This window comes from Stenotrophomonas sp. YJH_SMC_12-1, assembly GCF_059370935.1.
In genome coordinates, this window is record NZ_JCAFUD010000002.1 from 433,080 (window position 1) to 451,780 (window position 18,701).

An 18,701-nucleotide genomic window follows, 5' to 3' on the forward strand; every position below is an offset into this window, starting at 1 on the left:
AGGATAAAGAAAAATCAGTTTGTCTAAACAAGGCTGTTGGCCGCACCCTGCGCGTCCCCTCGCTGCCTGGCCTGTCCCGATGTGGATTGCCGCTACCGTCGCCGGCCTCTTCGCGGGCGCCGGCCTGATCATCGCCATCGGCGCACAGAATGCCTTCGTGCTGCGCCAGGGCCTGCAACAACGTCATGTGGGCAGGGTGGTGCTGGCCTGCGCCGGCGCGGATATCGCGTTGATCCTGGCCGGCGTGGGCGGCATGGGCGCGCTGGTGCTGCAGTGGCCGTTGCTGCTGCAGGTGCTGCGCATCGGTGGTGCGGTCTTCCTGCTCTGGTATGGCCTGCAGGCCGGGATGCGTGCGTGGCGCGGTGGCAGTGCACTGGCGGCGGGTGACGTGGACGGTGGCGATCGACGGCAGGTGCTGCTGACCTGTCTGGCCTTCACTCTGCTCAATCCGCACGTTTACCTGGATGCGGTGGTGCTGCTGGGCAGCCTGTCCACGCGCTACCCGGGCGATCTGCGCTGGGCGTTTGCAGCCGGCGCCTGCGCAGCCAGCGTGATCTGGTTCTGTGCACTGGGCTATGGCGCGCGGCTGCTGCAGCCGGTATTCCGCAGGCCGTCTGCGTGGCGGGTGCTGGATGCAGGCGTGGCGATGTTCATGCTCTGCCTTGCCATGCTGTTGCTGTTGCGCCCGCTCTAGGCGGCATCCACCGCGCACAACGGTGTTTCGCCCGGGCGCAGGGTCAGCACGCGCACGCCGCTGCCGGTGACCGCCACGGTGTGTTCGAACTGCGCCGACAGCTTGCCGTCGCGGGTGTAGACCGGCCATTCGTCCGGCTGCTGGCGGATGGCCGGCTTGCCCTGGTTGAGCATCGGCTCGATGGTGAACACCATGCCTTCTTCCAGCACCATGCCGGTGTTGGGGTGGCCGTAGTGCAGGATCTGCGGTTCCTCGTGCATTTCCTGGCCGATGCCGTGGCCGCAGTATTCCTTCACCACGCTGTAGCCGTGGCTGCGCGCGTGGCGGGCGATGGCGTGGCCGATGTCACCCAGGCGTGCGCCCGGGCGCACCGCGGCGATGCCTTTCCACATCGCCTGGTAGGCGGCCTGCACCAGCCTGCGCGCGGCGTAGTCGACCTCACCGACCAGGTAGGTGGTGCTGGAGTCGGCGATGTAGCCGTTCTTCTCCAGGGTGATGTCGAGGTTGACGATCTGGCCGTTGCGCAGCACGTCGGTGGTGCTGGGAACGCCGTGGCAGATCACGTTGTCGATCGAGGTATTGAGCACGTAGGGAAAGCCGTACTGGCCCTTGCTGGCCGGCCGCGCCCGCAGTTCATCGACGATCATGCGTTCGACGAAATCGTTGACCTCCATCGTGCTGCGGCCCTGCAGCGGCAGCTGGTCGAGTGCGGCGAACACCTGCGCCAGCAGGCGACCCGATTCGGCCATCAGCGCGATCTCGTCGGGGCGCTTGATGATGCCCATCGGCTCAGACCTGGCCCGGGGGCAGCAGCGGTGGCTGCACACCGGCCGCGCGCAGCTCGCTGGCGACGATGTCCTGGAAGCTCAGCGTGGGGTTCAGCTCGCAGAGCATGCCGACCCGGATCCAGAAGTTGGCCTGGGCATTGATCGAGCGGCTGGAGACGGTGCAGGCACGGCGCAGCTGGTCGTGCAGGGTGTCATCGATGTTGACGATGCCCATGGATGGCCTCGAAGTATGAATATACGAATCGTATATGTTTCGTATATCCATCTCAAGCCAACGTCATTCAGTCGGTGTGGGTGGCGAAGCGCAGCCGGTTGCCATCCGGGTCGCGCAGCAGCATTTCCCGGCTGCCCCATTCGGTGTCATGCGGGGGCTGCTCGATTGGGACGTTGGCGGCACCGAAGGCGCGGTGCAGGCTGTCGACGTCGTCAACGATGAAGTACACCGCGCCGCCGACCTCGCAGTCGCCGCTGTGTTCGGTAAGGAAGATCGTCTGGCCGTCGCGGGTGAGCTGGGCGAACAGCGGGAAGCCGGGTTCGAAGCGGTGTTCCCAGTCGACCACGAAGCCCAGCCCCTGCACGTAGAACGGCAGGGTGGTGTCGGCGTGGCGCATGCGCAGCTGCGGAATGACGGTCTGGGGCATGACGAGGGCTCCGGGACGGGAGTCCAGTGTAGTGCCGGCCGCTGGCCGGCATTGGTCCGGTAGATGCCAACCTTGGTTGGCATTGCCGGCCAGCGGCCGGCACTACCGAAGCCATGCCGGCCAACGGCTGGCACTACCGAAGCCATGCCGGCCAGCGGCTGGCACGACCGGCGCGATCAGCAGGCCGTTGGTACGGCGGCGATTGCCGCCAGCAGTTCGCGGTTCACCTGCTGGTGACGCGCCTGCCAGGCAGGAAGATCTTCGGCGCTGATGTCCGGTTGGCCATCCAGCGACGACAACCAGCGCTTGAAGCGACTCTGGTAGTGGGCCAGCGACACTTCCCCGGTGATGTCACTGCCGACCAGGCCGCCGGCACGCAGCGCCTCGATCACCACCAGTGCGTCTTCCAGCTGGAATCGGCCCTGGTCCCAGTTGCTGCGCGCGACGTCCTCGGCGAACACGTCCTTGTCGATCGACAGGTAGGCCGGCTGCGGCGACTTGGCCTGTTCGGCAGCGAACGCGGCCACCAGCGCTTCGGGGTGCTCGAAGCGGCGGAACGCGTGGCCCATGCCGAGGCGATGGCCCCAGCTGACATCCACGTCCATGCACCAGTACGTCAAGCGACCGCCCAGCAGCGGGCGCCAGTGGTTCTCCCAGGCATGGCCGAGGCCGATGTCGCTGGAGGTGATGCCGAGCACATGGGTGTGCGAGATCTGCGGCAGCTTGCTGGCGGCATTCACCCATGAGCCGCAATGCATGCCGAACGGAAAACGCATGTTGTCCGGATGGTTGTCCAGCACCACCAATTGGAACGGCGCCTGTGTGCGCATGCGGCGCAACAGCGGCAGGCTGAGATGATGGAAGTCGCCACTGCCCAGCATCACGGTGCCGAGCTGCGCGGGCAGCGGCGCCAGCACTTCGGCGGCGAAACGGTGCAGGGTGGCATTGCTGCAGGCGAAGCGCAGAGGGTCGTGCCACTGCGGCAGGGCCAGGGTCTGCGCCTGGGGCAGCGGCAGCACGCCACCGTCCAGGTCGAGGATCAACGGAGAACGCAACGGCATCGCTCAGCCGCCTCCATCAGGTTCGCCCTGCAGATGCGGCGCCAGCTTGCGCAGGGCAGCGCGCAGCAGCGGGGAACGGGCGTGGATCGCGTGCCGGGTGGAGGTGAAGCGGGCGCCCAGCTCGGCTTTGATCCGCGAGTCGGTCCAGCCGGCCACATAGTGGCTCAGGCCGTGCTGCAGCGCGTACTCAAGGTTGTGCATCCAGCTGACCGCGTACAGGTTGTGCTCGCGCGACTGCGGATAGGCCAGCCCGATGTACTTGTCCACCAGCTTTCCGGTGTGGATGTAGCACAGGTTCCAGCCGATCAGCTGCCCTTGGTGGCGATACAGGAACATCCGTCCCTGGCCCTGGTTGTCGGCCAGCAGATGCTGGAAGTAGGGCAGGTCGAGCTGGTCGAAATGCACCGCGCTCTGCGCATACACGCCCAGGTACAGCGCATACAGTTCGGCCTGCAGCTGCGGGTCGGCGAGGGCCGGATCACCGGTGGCGATGCAGTCGATCTGCAGGTCATCACGCGAACGGAGCTTGCGCCGGATGTTCTTGCGGCGCGAGGGCGACAGGCGGCCGAGGTAGCCATCGAGCGAATCGAAATCGATCGCCACCCAGGCAAGCGGCATGCCTTCCAGTTCAACGAAGCCGCGCGCCAGCAAGGCCTGCAGGAACGCCGCGCTGTGCGCATTGGCCGCGTCGTCCAGCAGCGGTGAATCGATGGCCAGGTCCTTGACCACCAGCAGCCGGGTATCGCCGATCGCGTGACGCGTCACGTCCTCGGCCAGCGCCTCCGGCGCCACGTGCGCCGGCAGCGGGGTGTACTCGGTGCTGGTGGCACCGACGAAGCGGGTCTTCCAGGTGATCCAAGGCCGCCACAGGCGCGACAGAGGCAGGCCGAGCAGCTTGCTGCGCAGCGCGTCGTCCATCGTGGTGGTCAGGTCCAGCGGCGCACGGAACGTCGGCAGGCCGCTGGGAAGGCGGCCTGCCTCGAATCCGAGCGGCGGGTGGGCCAGGAAGCCCTCCAGCAGCGCGGCCGGTTCCAGCGCGGTGCTGGATGCGCGTGACGTCATCTCCATCGGCACGGGAACCGGCAGCCCATCCAGTCTCAGCCCTTGGCCTTGGTCAGCGCCTGGTCGAGCAGGGTGATCGCCAGGTCGATCTCTTCGTAGCTGATGTCCAGCGACGGCGCGAAGGTGATCACGTTCTTGTACCAGCCACCTACGTCGAGCACGAGGCCCATGCGCTTGCCGTCGTGCAGGAGGTCACCGGCCAGGCCGATGTCGACCATGCGGTCCAGCAGTTCCTTGTTCGGGGTGTAGCCGTCGGCCTGGCAGATTTCGGCGCGCAGGGCCAGGCCCAAGCCGTCGACGTCGCCGATTTCCGGGTGACGCTTCTGCAGGCCACGCAGGCCGTCGAGGAAGTATGCGCCCTTTTCCGGCACGGTGCGCTCGTAGTCCATTTCCTTGCCCAGCTTCAACACTTCCAGGCCCAGGCGGGTGCCCAGCGGGTTGGAGTTGAAGGTGGAGTGGGTGGAACCCGGCGGGAACACGGTCGGGTTGATCAGCTCTTCGCGTGCCCACAGGCCGGACAGCGGGTTCAGGCCGTTGGTCAGCGCCTTGCCGAACACCAGCACGTCCGGGGTCACGCCGAAGTGCTCGATCGACCACAGCTTGCCGGTACGCCAGAAGCCCATCTGGATCTCATCGACCACCATCAGGATGCCGTACTTGTCCAGCACGCGCTTGAGGCCGGTGAAGAAGTTGCGCGGCGGGATGACATAGCCGCCGGTGCCCTGGATCGGCTCGACGTAGAACGCAGCGTACTCGGCCTGGCCGACCTTGGGATCCCACACGCCGTTGTATTCGCTTTCGAACAGGCGTTCGAACTGCCACACGCAGTGGTCGGAATACTCGTCCGGGGTCATGCCCTTCGGGCGACGGAAGGGGTACGGGAACGGGATGAACATCGCGCGCTCGCCGAAGTGGCCGTAGCGGCGGCGGTAGCGGTAGCTGGAGGTGATCGACGAGGCACCCAGGGTGCGGCCGTGGTAGCCGCCTTCGAAGGCGAACATCAGGCTCTTGCCGCCGCGCGCGTTGCGCACGATCTTCAGCGAGTCTTCAATGGCCTGCGCGCCGCCGACATTGAAATGCACGCGACCGTCGAGGCCGAACTTTTCGTGCATGTCCACGGCAATGGTCTTGGCCAGCTGCACGCGGGTCGGATGCAGGTACTGGCTGGCGACCTGCGGCAGGGTGTCGATCTGGTCCTTCAGCGCGTCATTCAGGCGCTTGTTGCTGTAGCCGAAGTTGCAGGCCGAGTACCACATCTGCAGATCGAGGTAGGGCACGCCCGCACCGTCGAACATGTAGCTGCCTTCGCCGCGCTGGAAGATCTTCGGCGGGTCGACGTAGTGGACGGTATCGCCGAAGGAGCTGTAGCGGGCTTCGTCGGCCAGCAGCTGCGCGTCGGAGGCAGCGGCGTCGGCGTTCTTGTCAAAAATGTTCATGCAGTTCGGTTCCGTGAAGGACGTTCGAAAGGGGCGACGGGGGAGCGTGCTTGGAGGGAGTGCTCAGGCGGTGGCCAGCAGTGGGGGCAGTGCGGCGGGCTGCGGGCGGGCGTCGATGCGACGTGGCTGCAGCAGGCTGCCATCGAGCAGGCGCGGCAACAGTGCGACTGCATCGTGGAAGGTGTCGATGGCGGCATGCTCGATGCCGGCATTCGTGCAATGGGTAATCAGGCGGCGCTTGGCGAACACGAAGTCGGCGTCTTCGGACACGCAGAAATCCGAGCTGCCGTCACCGATCATCAGCACGCGCGGTGCTTCGTTGGCGCGCGCCTGCGCGGCGCAGGTGCACTTGCAGGTGCCACTGCGGCAGCCTTCGGCCTGGTAGGGCGACTCCAGTTCCCAATGGTCTTCGCACCAGCGCAGGTGGTTGGCCACCACCGGCAGCTGCGACAGGCCGTGGTTGGCCAGGATGCGGTGGATCGCATAGTCCAGGCCGTCACTGACGATCCGCAGCGGCAGGCCCAGCTGTTCGGCACGGCTGACAAAGGCGGCGAAGCCCGGATCGATCTGTACCTGGTCCAGATGGGCGTCGAGCGTGGCCGGGTCCAGTTTCAGCAGCCGCACCTGGCCCTGCATGCATTCACGCGAGCCGATCTTTCCCGCTTTCCACTGGTCTTCCAGTTCCTGCCAGCCCGGCTGGCCGTACTTTTCCAGCAGCGAGTCGATGACATCTTCGAGGCTGATGGTGCCGTCGAAGTCACACAGGATGCTCCAGTGCATGGGCAGGTCCGTCGATGAAAGAAACGCCCGGCCCGATGCCGGGGCAGGCTCAATGTAGGCAGGCCGCCTTTCTCGTTCCTTTCCTGTTGAAAGGCTCTTCTGACAGGCTGGGAAAACGTTCAGGAAGGTGCACGGATGAATGCGCGGAGGGCAGGCCACGCGTGCACGTTCGGGTCAGGCGCGGGCCAGGACCTGCAGTATTTCGGCAGTCTCTTCGCGGGTCTGCCAGGCGCTGTTGCCAAGGGTCAGCATGCGTGCGGCGAAGTCGCGTGCATTGGGCATGTCGTCCTGCGGCACGATGCCGCGCAGGTACGCGTAGCCGGGCAGGGCATGGATGAACATGCGGCTGGCGCCGAGACCACGTGGCCACAGGTCCTTCAGCACGGCATCGCGGGCGCGCTGGCTGGGCAGCAGCAGCATCAGCAGTGGCCAGGTGCCACCGCTGCCGGCGAGGCCGTCGACCACCTCAACGGCTGGCAGCTGTGCCAGCTGCACGCGCAGCTGCAACGCACGCAGGCGACCGGCCTGCAGGAACGCCGGCAAGCGCCACGCGGCACGCGCGCCGATGTTCTGCCGCCAGTGGCTGACCCGGTGCTGCGGTATATCAAGCGGGAAAATGTCACCGACCGCTTCTTCCAGATCGTCGCGTTGAAGCGCACTGCGCAATGGATTGCCATACACCAGCGACAGCAGCGAAGGGCGATAGCAGGCAGCAAGGCCGATCAACTGCACGCTGCGCAGCAGCTCCCAGCGCAGGCTGGGGCGAACGTGCTGGACGGCATGTTCGGCCAGCCCGGCACGCAGTTCGTCGTCACGGCTGACCAGCAGGCCGCCTTCATGCAGGCTCAGGCCCTTGCCAGCAGCCAGGCTGAAGAATCCGATATCGCCACGCAGGCCGACACTGCTGTTGCCGACCCGTGCGCCGAGTGCCTGTGCGGCGTCCTCGATCACCCAGGCGCCGGCGTTGCGGGCGACTTCGCAGGCCAGTTCGACATCGGCGATGCGCCCGCCCAGGTGGGTCGGCAGGATCGCCAGCGTGCGCGCATCGGCCAGACGCCTGAGCTGGCCGGGATCAAAGTCGAAGTGACCACGACGGGTATCGCACAGTTGCACGCGCAGGCCCAGGCTGTGCACCGCGATCGGCACCAGCGGGCAGGTATAGGCCGGCATGATCACGGTGTCGCGCCTTGGCGCGCGCTTGCGCAGCGTACGCAGCGCGATCAGCAGCGCGTGCGTGCCGGAACAGGTCAGCTGCAGTGGCGGTGTGGCGAGCTGGCTGGCCAGGACTTCGCGCAGGTCGCCACCACCGGGCAGGAAATCGCTGGCCTGAATCGGCAGGCCAGCGGTAGGTGGCAGTTCGCGCGCGAACAGGCTCATCGCAGCCCGCTCACGACGCGCTTTCGGCGGGACTGTGCGGGTCGTCCGCTTCAGCGCGGCCGAGGCAGACGATGCCGGCCACGATCAGTACCGCACCTAACAGATGGTGCAGGGTCAGCGGCTCGTTCAACAGCCACGCCGACAGCAGCAGCACGCTGATCACTTCCAGGTGCGAGGCGGCAAACGCGGGGCCGATCGGCGCATGGCGCAGCAGGCTCATCCAGGTGAAGAACGCGCCCACGTAGCCGAGGATGGCGCCGTACACCCACGGCTGCGACAGCACGCGCAGCAGCCAGGCGGTGTTGGCCTCGACCGGCAGCGCGGCGTCACCGGCGTACTTGAAGCACAGCTGGGCCAGCGTGTCGAAGGCCATCAGCAGCGGGAAACCGATCACATACAGGCGCCTCATGAGCCGGCCCCCACCACCGCCACGCCCGCGGTGACCAGCAGCATGCCGGCCACCCGCAGCGGCGTGAGCTTCTCGCGGAACAGGAAACGACCGGCGATCATCAACGCAACGATGTTGATCGAGCCCAGCAGCACGCCCTCGGACAGCGGCACCAGCGACAGGAACGCAATCCAGGCCACGAACTCGAGCACGTAGCAGGCGATGCCGATCCACAGCCAAGGGCGGCTGAGCATGTATTTCCAGCGTTGCAGACCTTCACCTTCCTGCGGATCGCTGGCGGCGGCCTTGAAGGCGAGCTGGCCACCGGTATCGAGTACCACATTGGCCAGCCACAGCAGGGTGGCGAGTGCCCCCATCTCAGGCCACCGCCTTGAGCACGCCCGTGCGTTCACCGATCTCGGTGAAAAAGCGCGCGCTGCGACGGATCACATCGCGGCGTTCGCGATCGATGGTGATCATGTGGTAGCTGTCTTCCAGCACCACCAGTTCCTTCGGGCCGCTGACCCGCGACATCACCAGCTCAGCGTTGCCCATGCTGGCCACATCGTCTTCGCGGGCGTGCATCACCAGGCACGGTGCGATGACCTGGTGCAGGTGGCGGCGGGTCCAGTTGCTCAGCGCACGCATCTCGGCCAGCGCATGCCAGGGGTTGCCCGGCAGGCCGGCAGCCGCGCTGTCGCCGGACAGCATTGCGGCGCTGACCTGCGCGCGCAGGCGCTCGTCGCGCAGGCCGTACGGCGGTTCTTCCATGAACATGCGGTCGCGGCCGATGTTGAAGCGCTTGAACCACGGCAGTAGGAACGAGAAGCGGGCCACGGCGGGAATGTTCCAGCCGTCGTAACGGAAAGTGGCGCCGTACACGCCCACGCCGGACACCCACTCCGGGCGACGTGCCGCCAACGCCAGCGAGAGTACCGCGCCCATCGACAGGCCACCCACGAACAGCTGGTCGACCTTGCCGCGCAGGGCGGCCGCCGCATCTTCCACGCCCTGGTACCACTGTTCCCAGGTGGTCGCCAGCAGGTCATCCACGGTGCCGCAATGGCCGGGCAGTTGCACGCCGTGGACGGTGAAGCCGGCATTGTTCAGCCCCTTGCCCAGCATGCGCATTTCCGCCGGGGTGCCGGTCAGGCCATGGACCAGCAGCACGCCCTGGGGGCCACCGGGGAGGAAGAAGTCGTGCGATTCGGTCACCTGGCGGCTCCGGGACGGCAGTGGGGATGGCAGGATCGCAAGCGCGATTTTCACCAGCCTTTCAGCGCGCCGGGCCGGGTCAGGGGGCCTTCAGCAGCGGCAGCGTGATGGCGACCTTGAGCCCCCCGCCCGGGCGGTTGAGGAAGCTCAGGCGGCCGCCGAAGTGCTCTACCGCCTCGTGCGCGATGGCCAGGCCGAGGCCGGTGCCGCTGGCAGCGGTGCCCGGCGCCCGGAAGAAGCGCTCGCCCAGCCGTGGCATCACGTCGTCGGGCACGCCGGGGCCGTTGTCTTCCACATAGAGTTCGACATCATTGTCGTCCAGCGCATGCACGCCCACCGTGACGGTGGCATTGCGGCCGGCATAACGCAGGGCGTTGTCGATCAGGTTGTCCAGCGCCTCCTGCAGCATGGCGCCGTTGCCGAGCACACGCAGCGGATGGGGGCTGCCGCGGTAGCCGAGGTCGATGCCATCGCGGATCGCTTCCGGCACGCGCATGCCAACCCACTGCGGCACCAGCTCGCCCAGGTCCAGTGCTTCCACGGTATCGGGCACGGTCTGCGCCCGGCTCAGCGCCAGCAGCTGGGTGCTGACCCGGGCAGTGCGCTGGTTGAGCCGGCGGATGTGCTGCAGCGCCTCGCGCACCGTATCGGGATCACCGTGTGCCAGAGCTTGGTCCACGTGCAGGGCCATGCCCGCCAGCGGCGAACGCAGCTGGTGCGCGGCATCGGCAATGAAGCGGTTCTGCAGGGTGATCATTTCCGCCTGGCGGGCAAACAGATCGTCGATGGTGCTGATCAGTGGCTGGATCTCTTCCGGTACGTCGGCATCGGAAATCGGTGCCAGTTCGCCACGGCGCTGCGCCAGGCGGGTCCTCAGTGGCGTGAGGATGCGCAGGCCGTAGGTCACGCCGAACCAGACCAGCGCTGCGGTGCCCAGCGCCAGCATGGTCATCAGCGGGATGATGATCATCAGGATCTCGCGCGCGCGCTGTCGGCGGTCGGCCATGCTCTCGGCCACGGTCACCGCCAGCTGGTCCTGCGGATCGTTCATCGCCTGCGTGCAGACCGTGGCCATGCGCACCTGCTGGCCATTGAGGTTGCCGTCGTACAGGGCCGGATGCACGCCGGTGCAGTCCTGCGAAGGGGCATACGGGCTGAAGTCGGCATTGCCGCTGAGCGTCCCCATGCGGCTGCTGTCGACGTTGAAGTAGCGATGGCCGTCGGGGTCGTACTCGATCAGGAAGCGCGCCTGCGGCGACAGGTCGCTGGTCACCGGCATGGTGCTCAGCATCTGCGCGAACGAATGCGTGTCGTCGATCAGGTTGCGGTCGTGGATGCGGTTGGAATAGTCCAGCGCAACGTAATAGGCCAGGATCGTGTTGAAGGTGAGCAGACCCAGCATCGGCAGCGCCAGGAAGGCGAGCAGGCGCCGGCGCAGGCTGGGCGGTCCACTGATCACGGGGTGCTGTTGTCCTGCGCGTCTTCCAGCATGTAGCCCAGCCCGCGCACGGTGCGGATGCCCATGCCGCCGGGCTGCAGCTTGCGGCGCAGGCGGTGCAGGGCGATGTCCAGGCCGTTGTCGGTCAGGTCCTGGCCCCAGTCGCACAGCGCTTCCACCAACTGCGCGCGTGACACGATGCGCTCGGCGCGCACTGCCAGTGCCGACAGCAGGCCGAACTCGCGTGCGGTCAGTTCCAGCGACTGGTCGTCGATCCACACCCGATGCCCGGCCAGGTCGATGCGAAGGCGGCCGATGCGCAGGTCCGGGTTGCCATTGCTGGTGACCCGGCGCAGCTGGGCGCGCACGCGCGCTTCGAACTCGTCCAGCGCGAACGGCTTGACCAGGTAGTCATCGGCACCCAGGTCGAGCACACGCACGCGCTCGGCCAGGCCGTCACGGGCGGTCACCACCAGCACTGCGAGGCCATCACCGCGCTGGCGCAGGCGCTGCAGCACGTCGCGGCCATCCAGCTGCGGCAGCCCCAGGTCCAGCACCAGCAGCGCGTACTGCGTCGAGCCCAATGCAGCATCGGCGTGCGCACCGTTGTCGACGTGGTCGACCACGTGCCCCTGCCGGCGCAGCGAGGCGCACAGGCCGGAGGCGATATCCGGGTCGTCTTCAGCAATCAGAACGCGCATGCGCGGGGCTCCTGTAACGGTCAGGCCCACCGGATGGACGGGGTGGGCCTCTCGGCTGCCGAGGGTAGCCGCAAACCGGCTGCAGGTGGAGCGCGTCGGCACCTCCCGGCACCGTCGCGCTGTCCCTCCATTCAGTCCTGCAGGCCCGGCTCACCGAGCGCCAGCGGCACCCGCGAACCATCCAGCAGGCCACGGCTGAGCTTGCCACCCTCGATGAACAGCAGTTCGCCGTTCTCGCCGTTCTTGATGCTGCTGTCGATGGCGATCACGCGGTCGCCGTGGAAGCTGCTGACGTGCGGCATCGAGGTATGGCCAACCACGATGCGCTTGAGCTGCAGGCGGTCGAGCACAGCCTGCACACCCGCGGTGTCGAGGCGGCCATCGAAATAGCCGCGGTACCAGATCGGGCTGGTCTTGCCGTCGTACAGCGGTGCGGTGGCCGGGTCGGCCTTCACTTCGGCCTTGGGCAGGCCCAGCGAGGCCTGATAGGCCGCGTTGGTGCGTGCCGGGTCCAGCGCCAGCTGCACCGCCTCGGGCGAGATGCCGCCGTGCAGGAACAGGCTATCGCCGATCTTCAGCAGCACCGGGCGGGTGCGCAGCCACTGGCCGATTACCGAGTCGGCGCCATACAGCTGCGGGTAGCTGCGACCGAGCAGCTGGGCGCTGCGCAGGTATTTCGGGTTGACGTAGCGCAGGTCGTCGTACAGCACCATGGTCTCGTGGTTGCCGAGCACGAAGTGCACCGCGCCGCCGGCGGCGGCCGCCTGCTGCTGCAGGCCATACAGCAGCCAGAAGGCTTCGGTTACCTGCGGGCCGCGGTCGAACACATCGCCGGCGATGACCAGGGTGTCCTTGCCCAGCGCCCAGCGGTCCTGTGCGTCGATGACCTGGTGGGCACGCAGCAGGCGCACCAGCAGCTCGTACTGGCCGTGGATGTCGGACAGCGCCACGATGCGCGGCACGGCCGGCAGCACGGAGACCGAAGGCGCATTCGGGGCGGCCACGTGCACGCTGTGTTCGTAGCCACAACGCGGGGCGATGTCGGCGCCTGCGGCCTGCGTGGCAAGTGTGTGCGACTCGACCTTGTCGTCGCAGATCCAACTGGCCTGCAGCTGGTTGCCCTGGCGGAACACATAGGGGCCATCGGCCTGCACGTGGTCGGCGGGCGCGGCAACCTCACGGGCCTGCGTGGTTGCTGTGGCGCAGGCCAGCAGCGGCAACAGCAGGGCGGTCAGCAGGGAAGGGCGACAGCGCGACATCGGCGGCATCCAGCGGCGGAAAGATCCGATGCTAACCGGCGCGGGCGTCCGTCGGTGTGCGCGAATGGGCGGATCAGGTGTCGCGCCCGTCGTCCTTGAGCTTGCGCACGCGGGTGGCAGTGGGCTGAAGCGGCTGGCCATCGCGCCCGCGCGGCTGCATGTAGGGCAGCGGCCGCCGCGTCGCCAATTCGATCAGCTGCGAATGGGCTTCGCCTGCACCGAAGCGATGGCGCTCCCCCCACTGGCCCAGTGCGACCAGCAGCGGGAACAGTTCCAGGCCTGCGGCGGTGAGCACGTACTCTTGGTAGGCCGATCCATCGGAGGCTGGCTGCAGCTGCAGGATGCCGGCCTCGACCAGCCGGCGCAGGCGGTCGCTGAGGATGTTGCGCGCCGCGCCGAGGCTGCGCTGGAAATCACCGAAGCGGGTGATGCCGTCGAAGGCGTCGCGGATCACCAGCAATGCCCAGCGGTCACCGAGCAGGTCGGCACTGCGGGCTACAGGGCAGGGGCTGTCGGCGTGCATGCTGGGTATCTCCGAATGTGGTTGCAGTTTAAAACCAATGGCGATAGCCTGCATCTGGTTTCAAATTGCAACCATATGATGAGTGCCACATCGCTTCCCCGCCCGCTGCTGGTCCTGCTTGCGGCTGCCGCCGGCGCCAGCGTCGCCAACGTCTACTACGCGCAGCCGCTGCTGGATCAGCTTGCACGCGCCTTTGCGATGGACCGGGCCGTGGCCGGCGCAGTGCTGGCTGCCACCCAGGCCGGCAGCGTGCTGGCGTTGCTTGGCCTGCTGCCGCTGGCGGACCGCGGCGACCGGCGACGCCTGCTGCGGCTGCAGTTGATCGCGCTGGTGCTGGCCCTGTTGTGGCTGGCGGCGTCACGCACGGCGAGCTGGCTGTTGTCGGGCATGCTGCTGGCAGGCCTGCTGGGCACCGCGCTGACCCAGGGCCTGATTGCCTATACCGCCATGCTGGCACCGCCCGAGCAGCGCGGTCGCGTGGTCGGTGTGGTGCAGGGCGGCGTGTTCATCGGCCTGCTGCTGGCGCGCGTGGTGTCCGGTACGGTGGCGGCGGCCTTTGGCTGGCAGAGGGTCTACCTGCTGTCAGCGGTGGTGATGGCAGCGTTGGCGGCGCTGCTGTGGCGGCGCCTGCCCGCAGTACCGGTGCCGTCGGTCCCTCCACGCTGGCGCGAGCTGCTGGGCTCGATGCTGGGCATGCTGCGCCGCGATCGAATGCTGCGCGAGCGCGGGCCGCTGGCATTGCTGCTGTTTGCCGGCCTCAATGTGTTCTGGGCGGCGGCACCCTTGCCGCTGTCGGCACCGCCGCTGCACTGGTCGACCGCAACCATCGGCGCGCTCGGCCTGGCCGGCGTGGTCGGTGCGCTGATGGCGGCGCGGGTCGGACACTGGATGGACCGTGGTTTCGCGCATCGGGTCAGCCTCGGCGCGCTGTTGTTGATGCTGGTCGCGTGGTGGCCGCTGCTGGGCCTGCCGCATTCGCTGTCCTTGCTGTTGCTGGGTGTGGTCGTGCTCGACCTGGGCGGCCAGGCACTGCATGTCTCGAACCAGGCATCGTTGCTGCGTGCACCGGCAGAACAGCATGGGCGCCTGGTGGCGTTGTACATGCTGTTCTATGCGGTGGGCAGCGGTGCGGGAGCGGCGGCGGGGCCCTGGATGCAGGTGCGGCATGGCTGGCCCGCTGTGTGCCTGCTGGGGGCAGGCATCGCGTTGCTGGCGCTGCTGTGGTGGGCAGCATGGCGGGTGGGGGCGGTGAAAGCAGCGGCTGGCGCGCGAACCGGTAGAGTCGACTTTTAGGCGACTGCTCTTCGTTCCGACGGCGAAGAATCCCGCGCTGCGCGCGATAGTCGACCAGCGGTCGACTCTACCTGTCCTGCCGTCATCGCTGCAGTGCACGCCGCCCCGGGGCTTCCTGCAGGTCCGCTCTGGCGACCACCACGCGGTTGCGGCCGCTGCGCTTGGCCTCGTACATCGCCGCGTCGGCACGTGCCATCAGCCGTTCGTAGTCCGGGTGGCCGTCATGGCCGGCCACGCCGATGCTGGCGGTCAGCTCCAGCACCTGGCCGTTGGCCAATGCCACCGGCGACTGCGCGATCTGCCGGCGCAGGCTCTCGGCGATCACGGTCGCCTGTGATTCGCTGGCCGCCACCAGCACCACCACGAATTCTTCGCCGCCATAGCGGAACAGGTAGTCGCTGCCACGCGTGAGCTGGCCGAGCAGGCCGGCCACGTGCTGCAACGCACGGTCGCCGGCATCGTGGCCATGGCCGTCGTTGATTGCCTTGAAATGATCCAGGTCGAGCAGCAGCAGCGAGAACGGTGTGCGGTTGCGCGTGGCCAGCTCGATTTCCCGGCGCAGCACGGTGGGCAGGAAGCGACGGTTGAGCAGGTTGGTCAGCGCGTCGCTGCCGGCATCCAGTTCGCCGATGCGCTCGAACAGCAGCGTCATCAGGGTGCGGATGGCGGCCAGGTCCTCGCGGATGGCCGGCAGCACCGCCAGTCGCTGCGCCGGAGCATCGCCACTGGCGCGCTGCAGGTGGCCGTCAATGCGGGCCATCAACTGGCCCACCTGCTGCGTTTCGCTGCTTTCGCCGAAGCTGGGGATGCCCTTGTGGGTGAACCACAGGCCGAACTCCGAGGTGGCCAGGCTGGCGTTGTCGCTGGCCTGCACGTGGCCGGCGAGGGCGTAGAGCAGGGCGTTCTCCCAGTCCAGCAGCAATGCGCGCTGGCGCTCGCGTTCGGTACCGACGTTCTGTACCAGCGAGAACAGCCGGTAGGCGGCGTCGGCACGGGTGGAGCGCTCGCGCGCATGGGTGTAGGCCAGGGTCATGCCTTCCATGGCGATGTCCATGATCGCGCTGAGGCAGGCGATGGCGGCGAACGCGGTCGCGCTGTCGGGCGCGTCGTCGCGCAGGCGCACGAACAGCTCGTGCTTGAGCACGCGCGCACCGCGGGTGACCAGGTCGACCGGGATGCCGACCCGTGCGTGTACGTCGCCGATCACCCGCTGCGAGGCGACCGTGGTGGCGATGCCAGCGGCGTCGGTGGTCAGCAGCTGTACCAGCCAGCGCTGCATGGCCGGCTGCAGGCGCTGCTTGACCTGGTCGTGGGACAGGAAGCGGCGTGCGCGCCCGTCCTGCAGCAGCACTTCGTAAAAGTGCTGGGCCAGCGCGGGTGGGGCATCGGAGGCAGCGGCCTTGAGCAGCGCGGTGGCGGCAGGGCCGGCCTGTAGCAGGCATTGCTGCCAGGCCTCGGCCAGCGGCTGGCTGGCATCGTCCAGTTGGGGTGGTTCTACGTCGATCTCTGACTGCGTACGGCAAACCACGGGTATCGGCCGCGGCGGCATACGGTTGATGGCGGGGTAGCCGGCCAGTTTACGCGCGGTGCAGGCTTGCACGGTGCGCAAAGCACATCGACGCCGCTGCGGCAATGAGTGAACGCATTTGAGAATCACTCGCATTGATGGGAGAATGCGCGCACGGAGCGGGCTGCAGGTGCCTGCAGGACGGCTCCGCCTCCCCCCTCGTCGTTGCCTCAAGCCCTTTGCCAGAGGCCCCGCAGCCCTGCCAGAAGGTCCTGATCATGTCTCCTGCCGTTGTCCATTCGCCGCGCCCGCTGGCGCTTGCCGTTGCCGCTCTGCTGGCCGGCAGCGCCCTGACCGCCCAGGCCGAAACCGACGCCACCGATATCGACACGGTGCACGTCACCGCCTCGCAGATCGCGCGCCAGGCACTGGGTACCTCGACCATCACCGCCGAGGATATCGCCCGGCGCCCGCCAGCCAACGACATCGCCGAGCTGTTGCGGACCATGCCGGGCGTCAACCTGACCGGCAACAGCGCCTCGGGCCAGTACGGCAACAACCGCCAGATCGACCTGCGTGGCATGGGCCCGGAAAACACCCTGATCCTGGTCGATGGCAAGCGCATCGGCGCACGCGATGCCGTGCGCATGGGGCGCAGCGGCGAGCGCAATACCCGCGGTGACACCAACTGGGTGCCGGCGGAAATGATCGAGCGCATCGAAGTGCTGCGCGGCCCGGCGGCGGCACGCTATGGCTCCGGTGCCTCCGGCGGCGTGGTCAACATCATCACCAAGCGCCCGACCGGCGACCTGACCGGTGCGGTGGACCTGTATGGGCTGGTGCCCGAACACAGCGCCGAAGGTGGCAGCGAACGCGTCGGCCTGCAGCTGAGTGGGCCGATGACCGACACCCTGTCGTTCCGCCTGTACGGCAATCTCAACAAGACCGACGCGGACTCGCTGGAGCTCAACCGCCAGTACGCTACCAACCCCAACGCGGTGCCGCCGGCCGGCCGCGAGGGTGTCAAGAACCGCGATGTCAACGCGCTGCTGCGCTGGGACGTGACCGCCAACCAGGTGGTGGAGTTCGAAGCCGGCACCAGCCGCCAGGGCAACATCTACGCTGGTGATCGCGCGGTCAGCACCACCGGTACCTCGACCGGCGTTGACCTGGCGGCACTGGCCGAGGGCGAAGCGGAGACCAACCGCATGTACCGCAACACCGGCGCGATCACCCATCGTGGCCGCTGGGGCGACGTGACCTCGCGGGTGACAGCTGCGGTGGAGGCGGTGAACAACTCACGCATCAACGAAGGCCTGGCCGGTGGCCCGGAAGGCAGCTTCAACGGCACCGGCTGGTCGACCTCGCGACTGCGCAACTACCAGCTGGACGGCGAAGTGAGCTTCCCGACCACGCTGGGTGGTGCCGAGAACATCTGGACGCTTGGCTTTGAATACCTGGACAGCCGCCTGACCGACCCGTACTCGATGAGCCAGTCCAGCAGCAGCGGCGGCGGCATCCCGGGGCTGTCGGCCGATCGTGCGCGGGGCAAGGCCGATGCGCAGACCACCGCCGTGTTCGTCGAAGACAACATCTACCTGGGTGAGCGCTGGATCGTTACCCCGGGCCTGCGCTTCGACCACCACAGCCAGTTCGGCAACAACACCAGCCCCAGCCTCAACGCGCAGTTCCGCATCAACGGCGACTGGGTGGTGAAGGGCGGCATCGCCCGGGCGTTCAAGGCGCCGAACCTGTACCAGTCGAATCCGGACTATCTGTATTACACCCGTGGCAATGGCTGCCCGAATGCACTGCCGAGCCTGGGCGCCGGCTGCTACATGCGCGGCAATGCGGACCTGAAGGCGGAAACCAGCCTGAACAAGGAACTCGGCATCGAGTGGGCACCGCAGAGCGGCTGGCAGGCCTCGTTGACGTACTTCCATAACGACTACAAGGACAAGATCCAGGCCGGCTACACCCAGATCGGCCTGACTGCCGACACCAGGGGCCGCATCTTCCGCTGGGAGAACGCGCCGAAGGCGATCGTGCAGGGGCTGGAAGGCAACCTGGTGATCCCGCTGCTGGGCGAGCAGGGCAACCGCCTGAACTGGAGCAACAACTTCACCTACATGGTGGAGAACGAGAACAAGCGCACCGGCCAGCCGCTGTCGGTGATTCCGAAGTACACCGTCAACACGATGCTGGACTGGAAGGCCACCGACAAGCTGTCGCTGCTGCTGACCGGCACGTTCTACGGCAAGCAGAAGCCGGCCACCACCAACATCAACAATGATCCGCGCTGCACCGGCACCTGCGACCCATCGATCGCACTGCAGGATCGCGGTGCGTACAACATCTGGGGCGTGAGCGCGCGCTACAAGGTGACCGAGACGGTCAGCTTCGGCTTCGGCGTGAACAACCTGGCCGACAAGCGCCTGTTCCGCGAGGCCAACAGCAGCGATGCCGGCGCGGCGACCTACAACGAGCCGGGCCGCGCGTACTGGGCCAGCCTGCGCTTCGGGTTCTGACCCGATGAGG

19 protein-coding genes are annotated in these 18,701 nt (G+C 67.4%); 3 read left to right on the plus strand and 16 right to left on the minus strand.

Annotation, left to right across the window (positions count from 1 at the left end; genetic code table 11):
* Positions 1 to 79: 79 nt before the first annotated feature.
* The gene (locus AC5P8Y_RS05565) at positions 80 to 694 is read left to right on the plus strand and encodes a LysE/ArgO family amino acid transporter (RefSeq protein WP_049404764.1); all 615 of its coding nucleotides are present in this window, start codon (positions 80 to 82) and stop codon (positions 692 to 694) included.
* Here the strand turns inward: AC5P8Y_RS05565 and map are convergent.
* The 15 genes from map to AC5P8Y_RS05640 form a co-directional block, all read right to left on the minus strand.
* Positions 691 to 1,473, minus strand: coding sequence for a type I methionyl aminopeptidase (gene map / locus AC5P8Y_RS05570; protein ID WP_174842178.1), 783 nt, complete (start codon positions 1,471 to 1,473; stop codon positions 691 to 693). The two genes, AC5P8Y_RS05565 and map, sit on opposite strands and share 4 nt — an antisense overlap.
* Positions 1,474 to 1,483: 10 nt before the next feature.
* A complete protein-coding gene (locus tag AC5P8Y_RS05575) occupies positions 1,484 to 1,696 on the minus strand; it encodes a ParD-like family protein (RefSeq protein ID WP_005412680.1) in 213 nt (70 codons plus the stop codon).
* Between the two features lie 67 nt (positions 1,697 to 1,763).
* Positions 1,764 to 2,123 carry a bleomycin resistance protein gene (locus AC5P8Y_RS05580; protein WP_024958234.1) on the minus strand — a complete coding sequence of 120 codons (360 nt, stop codon included), beginning with the start codon at positions 2,121 to 2,123 and terminating at the stop codon, positions 1,764 to 1,766.
* A gap of 176 nt (positions 2,124 to 2,299) precedes the next feature.
* A complete protein-coding gene (locus tag AC5P8Y_RS05585) occupies positions 2,300 to 3,184 on the minus strand; it encodes an arginase family protein (protein WP_445950133.1) in 885 nt (294 codons plus the stop codon).
* A 3-nt stretch (positions 3,185 to 3,187) separates the two neighbouring features.
* Positions 3,188 to 4,252 (minus strand): GNAT family N-acetyltransferase, encoded by a 1,065-nt coding sequence (locus tag AC5P8Y_RS05590; protein WP_164208163.1) that lies wholly within the window; start codon positions 4,250 to 4,252, stop codon positions 3,188 to 3,190.
* Between the two features lie 29 nt (positions 4,253 to 4,281).
* A complete protein-coding gene (locus AC5P8Y_RS05595) occupies positions 4,282 to 5,682 on the minus strand; it encodes an aspartate aminotransferase family protein (protein ID WP_005408663.1) in 1,401 nt (466 codons plus the stop codon).
* A gap of 63 nt (positions 5,683 to 5,745) precedes the next feature.
* Positions 5,746 to 6,462 (minus strand): MtnX-like HAD-IB family phosphatase, encoded by a 717-nt coding sequence (locus AC5P8Y_RS05600; protein WP_005408664.1) that lies wholly within the window; start codon positions 6,460 to 6,462, stop codon positions 5,746 to 5,748.
* 174 nt (positions 6,463 to 6,636) lie between these two features.
* Entirely contained in the window at positions 6,637 to 7,839 is a 1,203-nt protein-coding gene (locus AC5P8Y_RS05605) for a DegT/DnrJ/EryC1/StrS family aminotransferase (RefSeq protein WP_049404773.1), read from the minus strand.
* Between the two features lie 10 nt (positions 7,840 to 7,849).
* Entirely contained in the window at positions 7,850 to 8,248 is a 399-nt protein-coding gene (locus AC5P8Y_RS05610) for a DMT family transporter (RefSeq protein WP_005408666.1), read from the minus strand.
* Positions 8,245 to 8,604: an EamA family transporter gene (locus AC5P8Y_RS05615; protein WP_049404774.1), complete on the minus strand. Its 360-nt coding sequence runs from the start codon at positions 8,602 to 8,604 to the stop codon at positions 8,245 to 8,247. Before AC5P8Y_RS05615 ends, AC5P8Y_RS05610 begins: the two co-directional genes overlap by 4 nt.
* Position 8,605: 1 nt before the next feature.
* A complete protein-coding gene (locus tag AC5P8Y_RS05620) occupies positions 8,606 to 9,442 on the minus strand; it encodes an alpha/beta hydrolase (protein WP_049404776.1) in 837 nt (278 codons plus the stop codon).
* Positions 9,443 to 9,521: 79 nt separating this feature from the next.
* Positions 9,522 to 10,901 carry a sensor histidine kinase gene (locus AC5P8Y_RS05625; RefSeq protein ID WP_049404778.1) on the minus strand — a complete coding sequence of 460 codons (1,380 nt, stop codon included), beginning with the start codon at positions 10,899 to 10,901 and terminating at the stop codon, positions 9,522 to 9,524.
* Complete coding sequence (locus tag AC5P8Y_RS05630) at positions 10,898 to 11,581, minus strand: response regulator (RefSeq protein WP_049404780.1); 684 nt, start codon at positions 11,579 to 11,581, stop codon at positions 10,898 to 10,900. The genes AC5P8Y_RS05625 and AC5P8Y_RS05630 overlap by 4 nt, the downstream gene beginning before the upstream one ends.
* Positions 11,582 to 11,712: 131 nt before the next feature.
* Positions 11,713 to 12,840 (minus strand): metallophosphoesterase, encoded by a 1,128-nt coding sequence (locus AC5P8Y_RS05635; RefSeq protein WP_049404782.1) that lies wholly within the window; start codon positions 12,838 to 12,840, stop codon positions 11,713 to 11,715.
* Between the two features lie 73 nt (positions 12,841 to 12,913).
* Positions 12,914 to 13,363 (minus strand): winged helix-turn-helix transcriptional regulator, encoded by a 450-nt coding sequence (locus AC5P8Y_RS05640; RefSeq protein WP_049404785.1) that lies wholly within the window; start codon positions 13,361 to 13,363, stop codon positions 12,914 to 12,916.
* A gap of 75 nt (positions 13,364 to 13,438) precedes the next feature.
* Here AC5P8Y_RS05640 and AC5P8Y_RS05645 point away from each other — a divergent pair, with 75 nt between their 5' ends.
* Entirely contained in the window at positions 13,439 to 14,656 is a 1,218-nt protein-coding gene (locus AC5P8Y_RS05645; protein ID WP_414486767.1) for an MFS transporter, read from the plus strand.
* Between the two features lie 82 nt (positions 14,657 to 14,738).
* Here the strand turns inward: AC5P8Y_RS05645 and AC5P8Y_RS05650 are convergent, their stop codons facing one another.
* Positions 14,739 to 16,184, minus strand: a complete 1,446-nt coding sequence (locus tag AC5P8Y_RS05650; RefSeq protein ID WP_495201856.1) for a GGDEF domain-containing protein — start codon at positions 16,182 to 16,184, stop codon at positions 14,739 to 14,741.
* Positions 16,185 to 16,441: 257 nt separating this feature from the next.
* On the opposite strand from AC5P8Y_RS05650, the gene AC5P8Y_RS05655 reads away from it, so the two are divergent.
* Positions 16,442 to 18,691: a TonB-dependent siderophore receptor gene (locus tag AC5P8Y_RS05655; protein ID WP_033834520.1), complete on the plus strand. Its 2,250-nt coding sequence runs from the start codon at positions 16,442 to 16,444 to the stop codon at positions 18,689 to 18,691.
* The last annotated feature ends 10 nt before the right edge of the window (positions 18,692 to 18,701 follow it).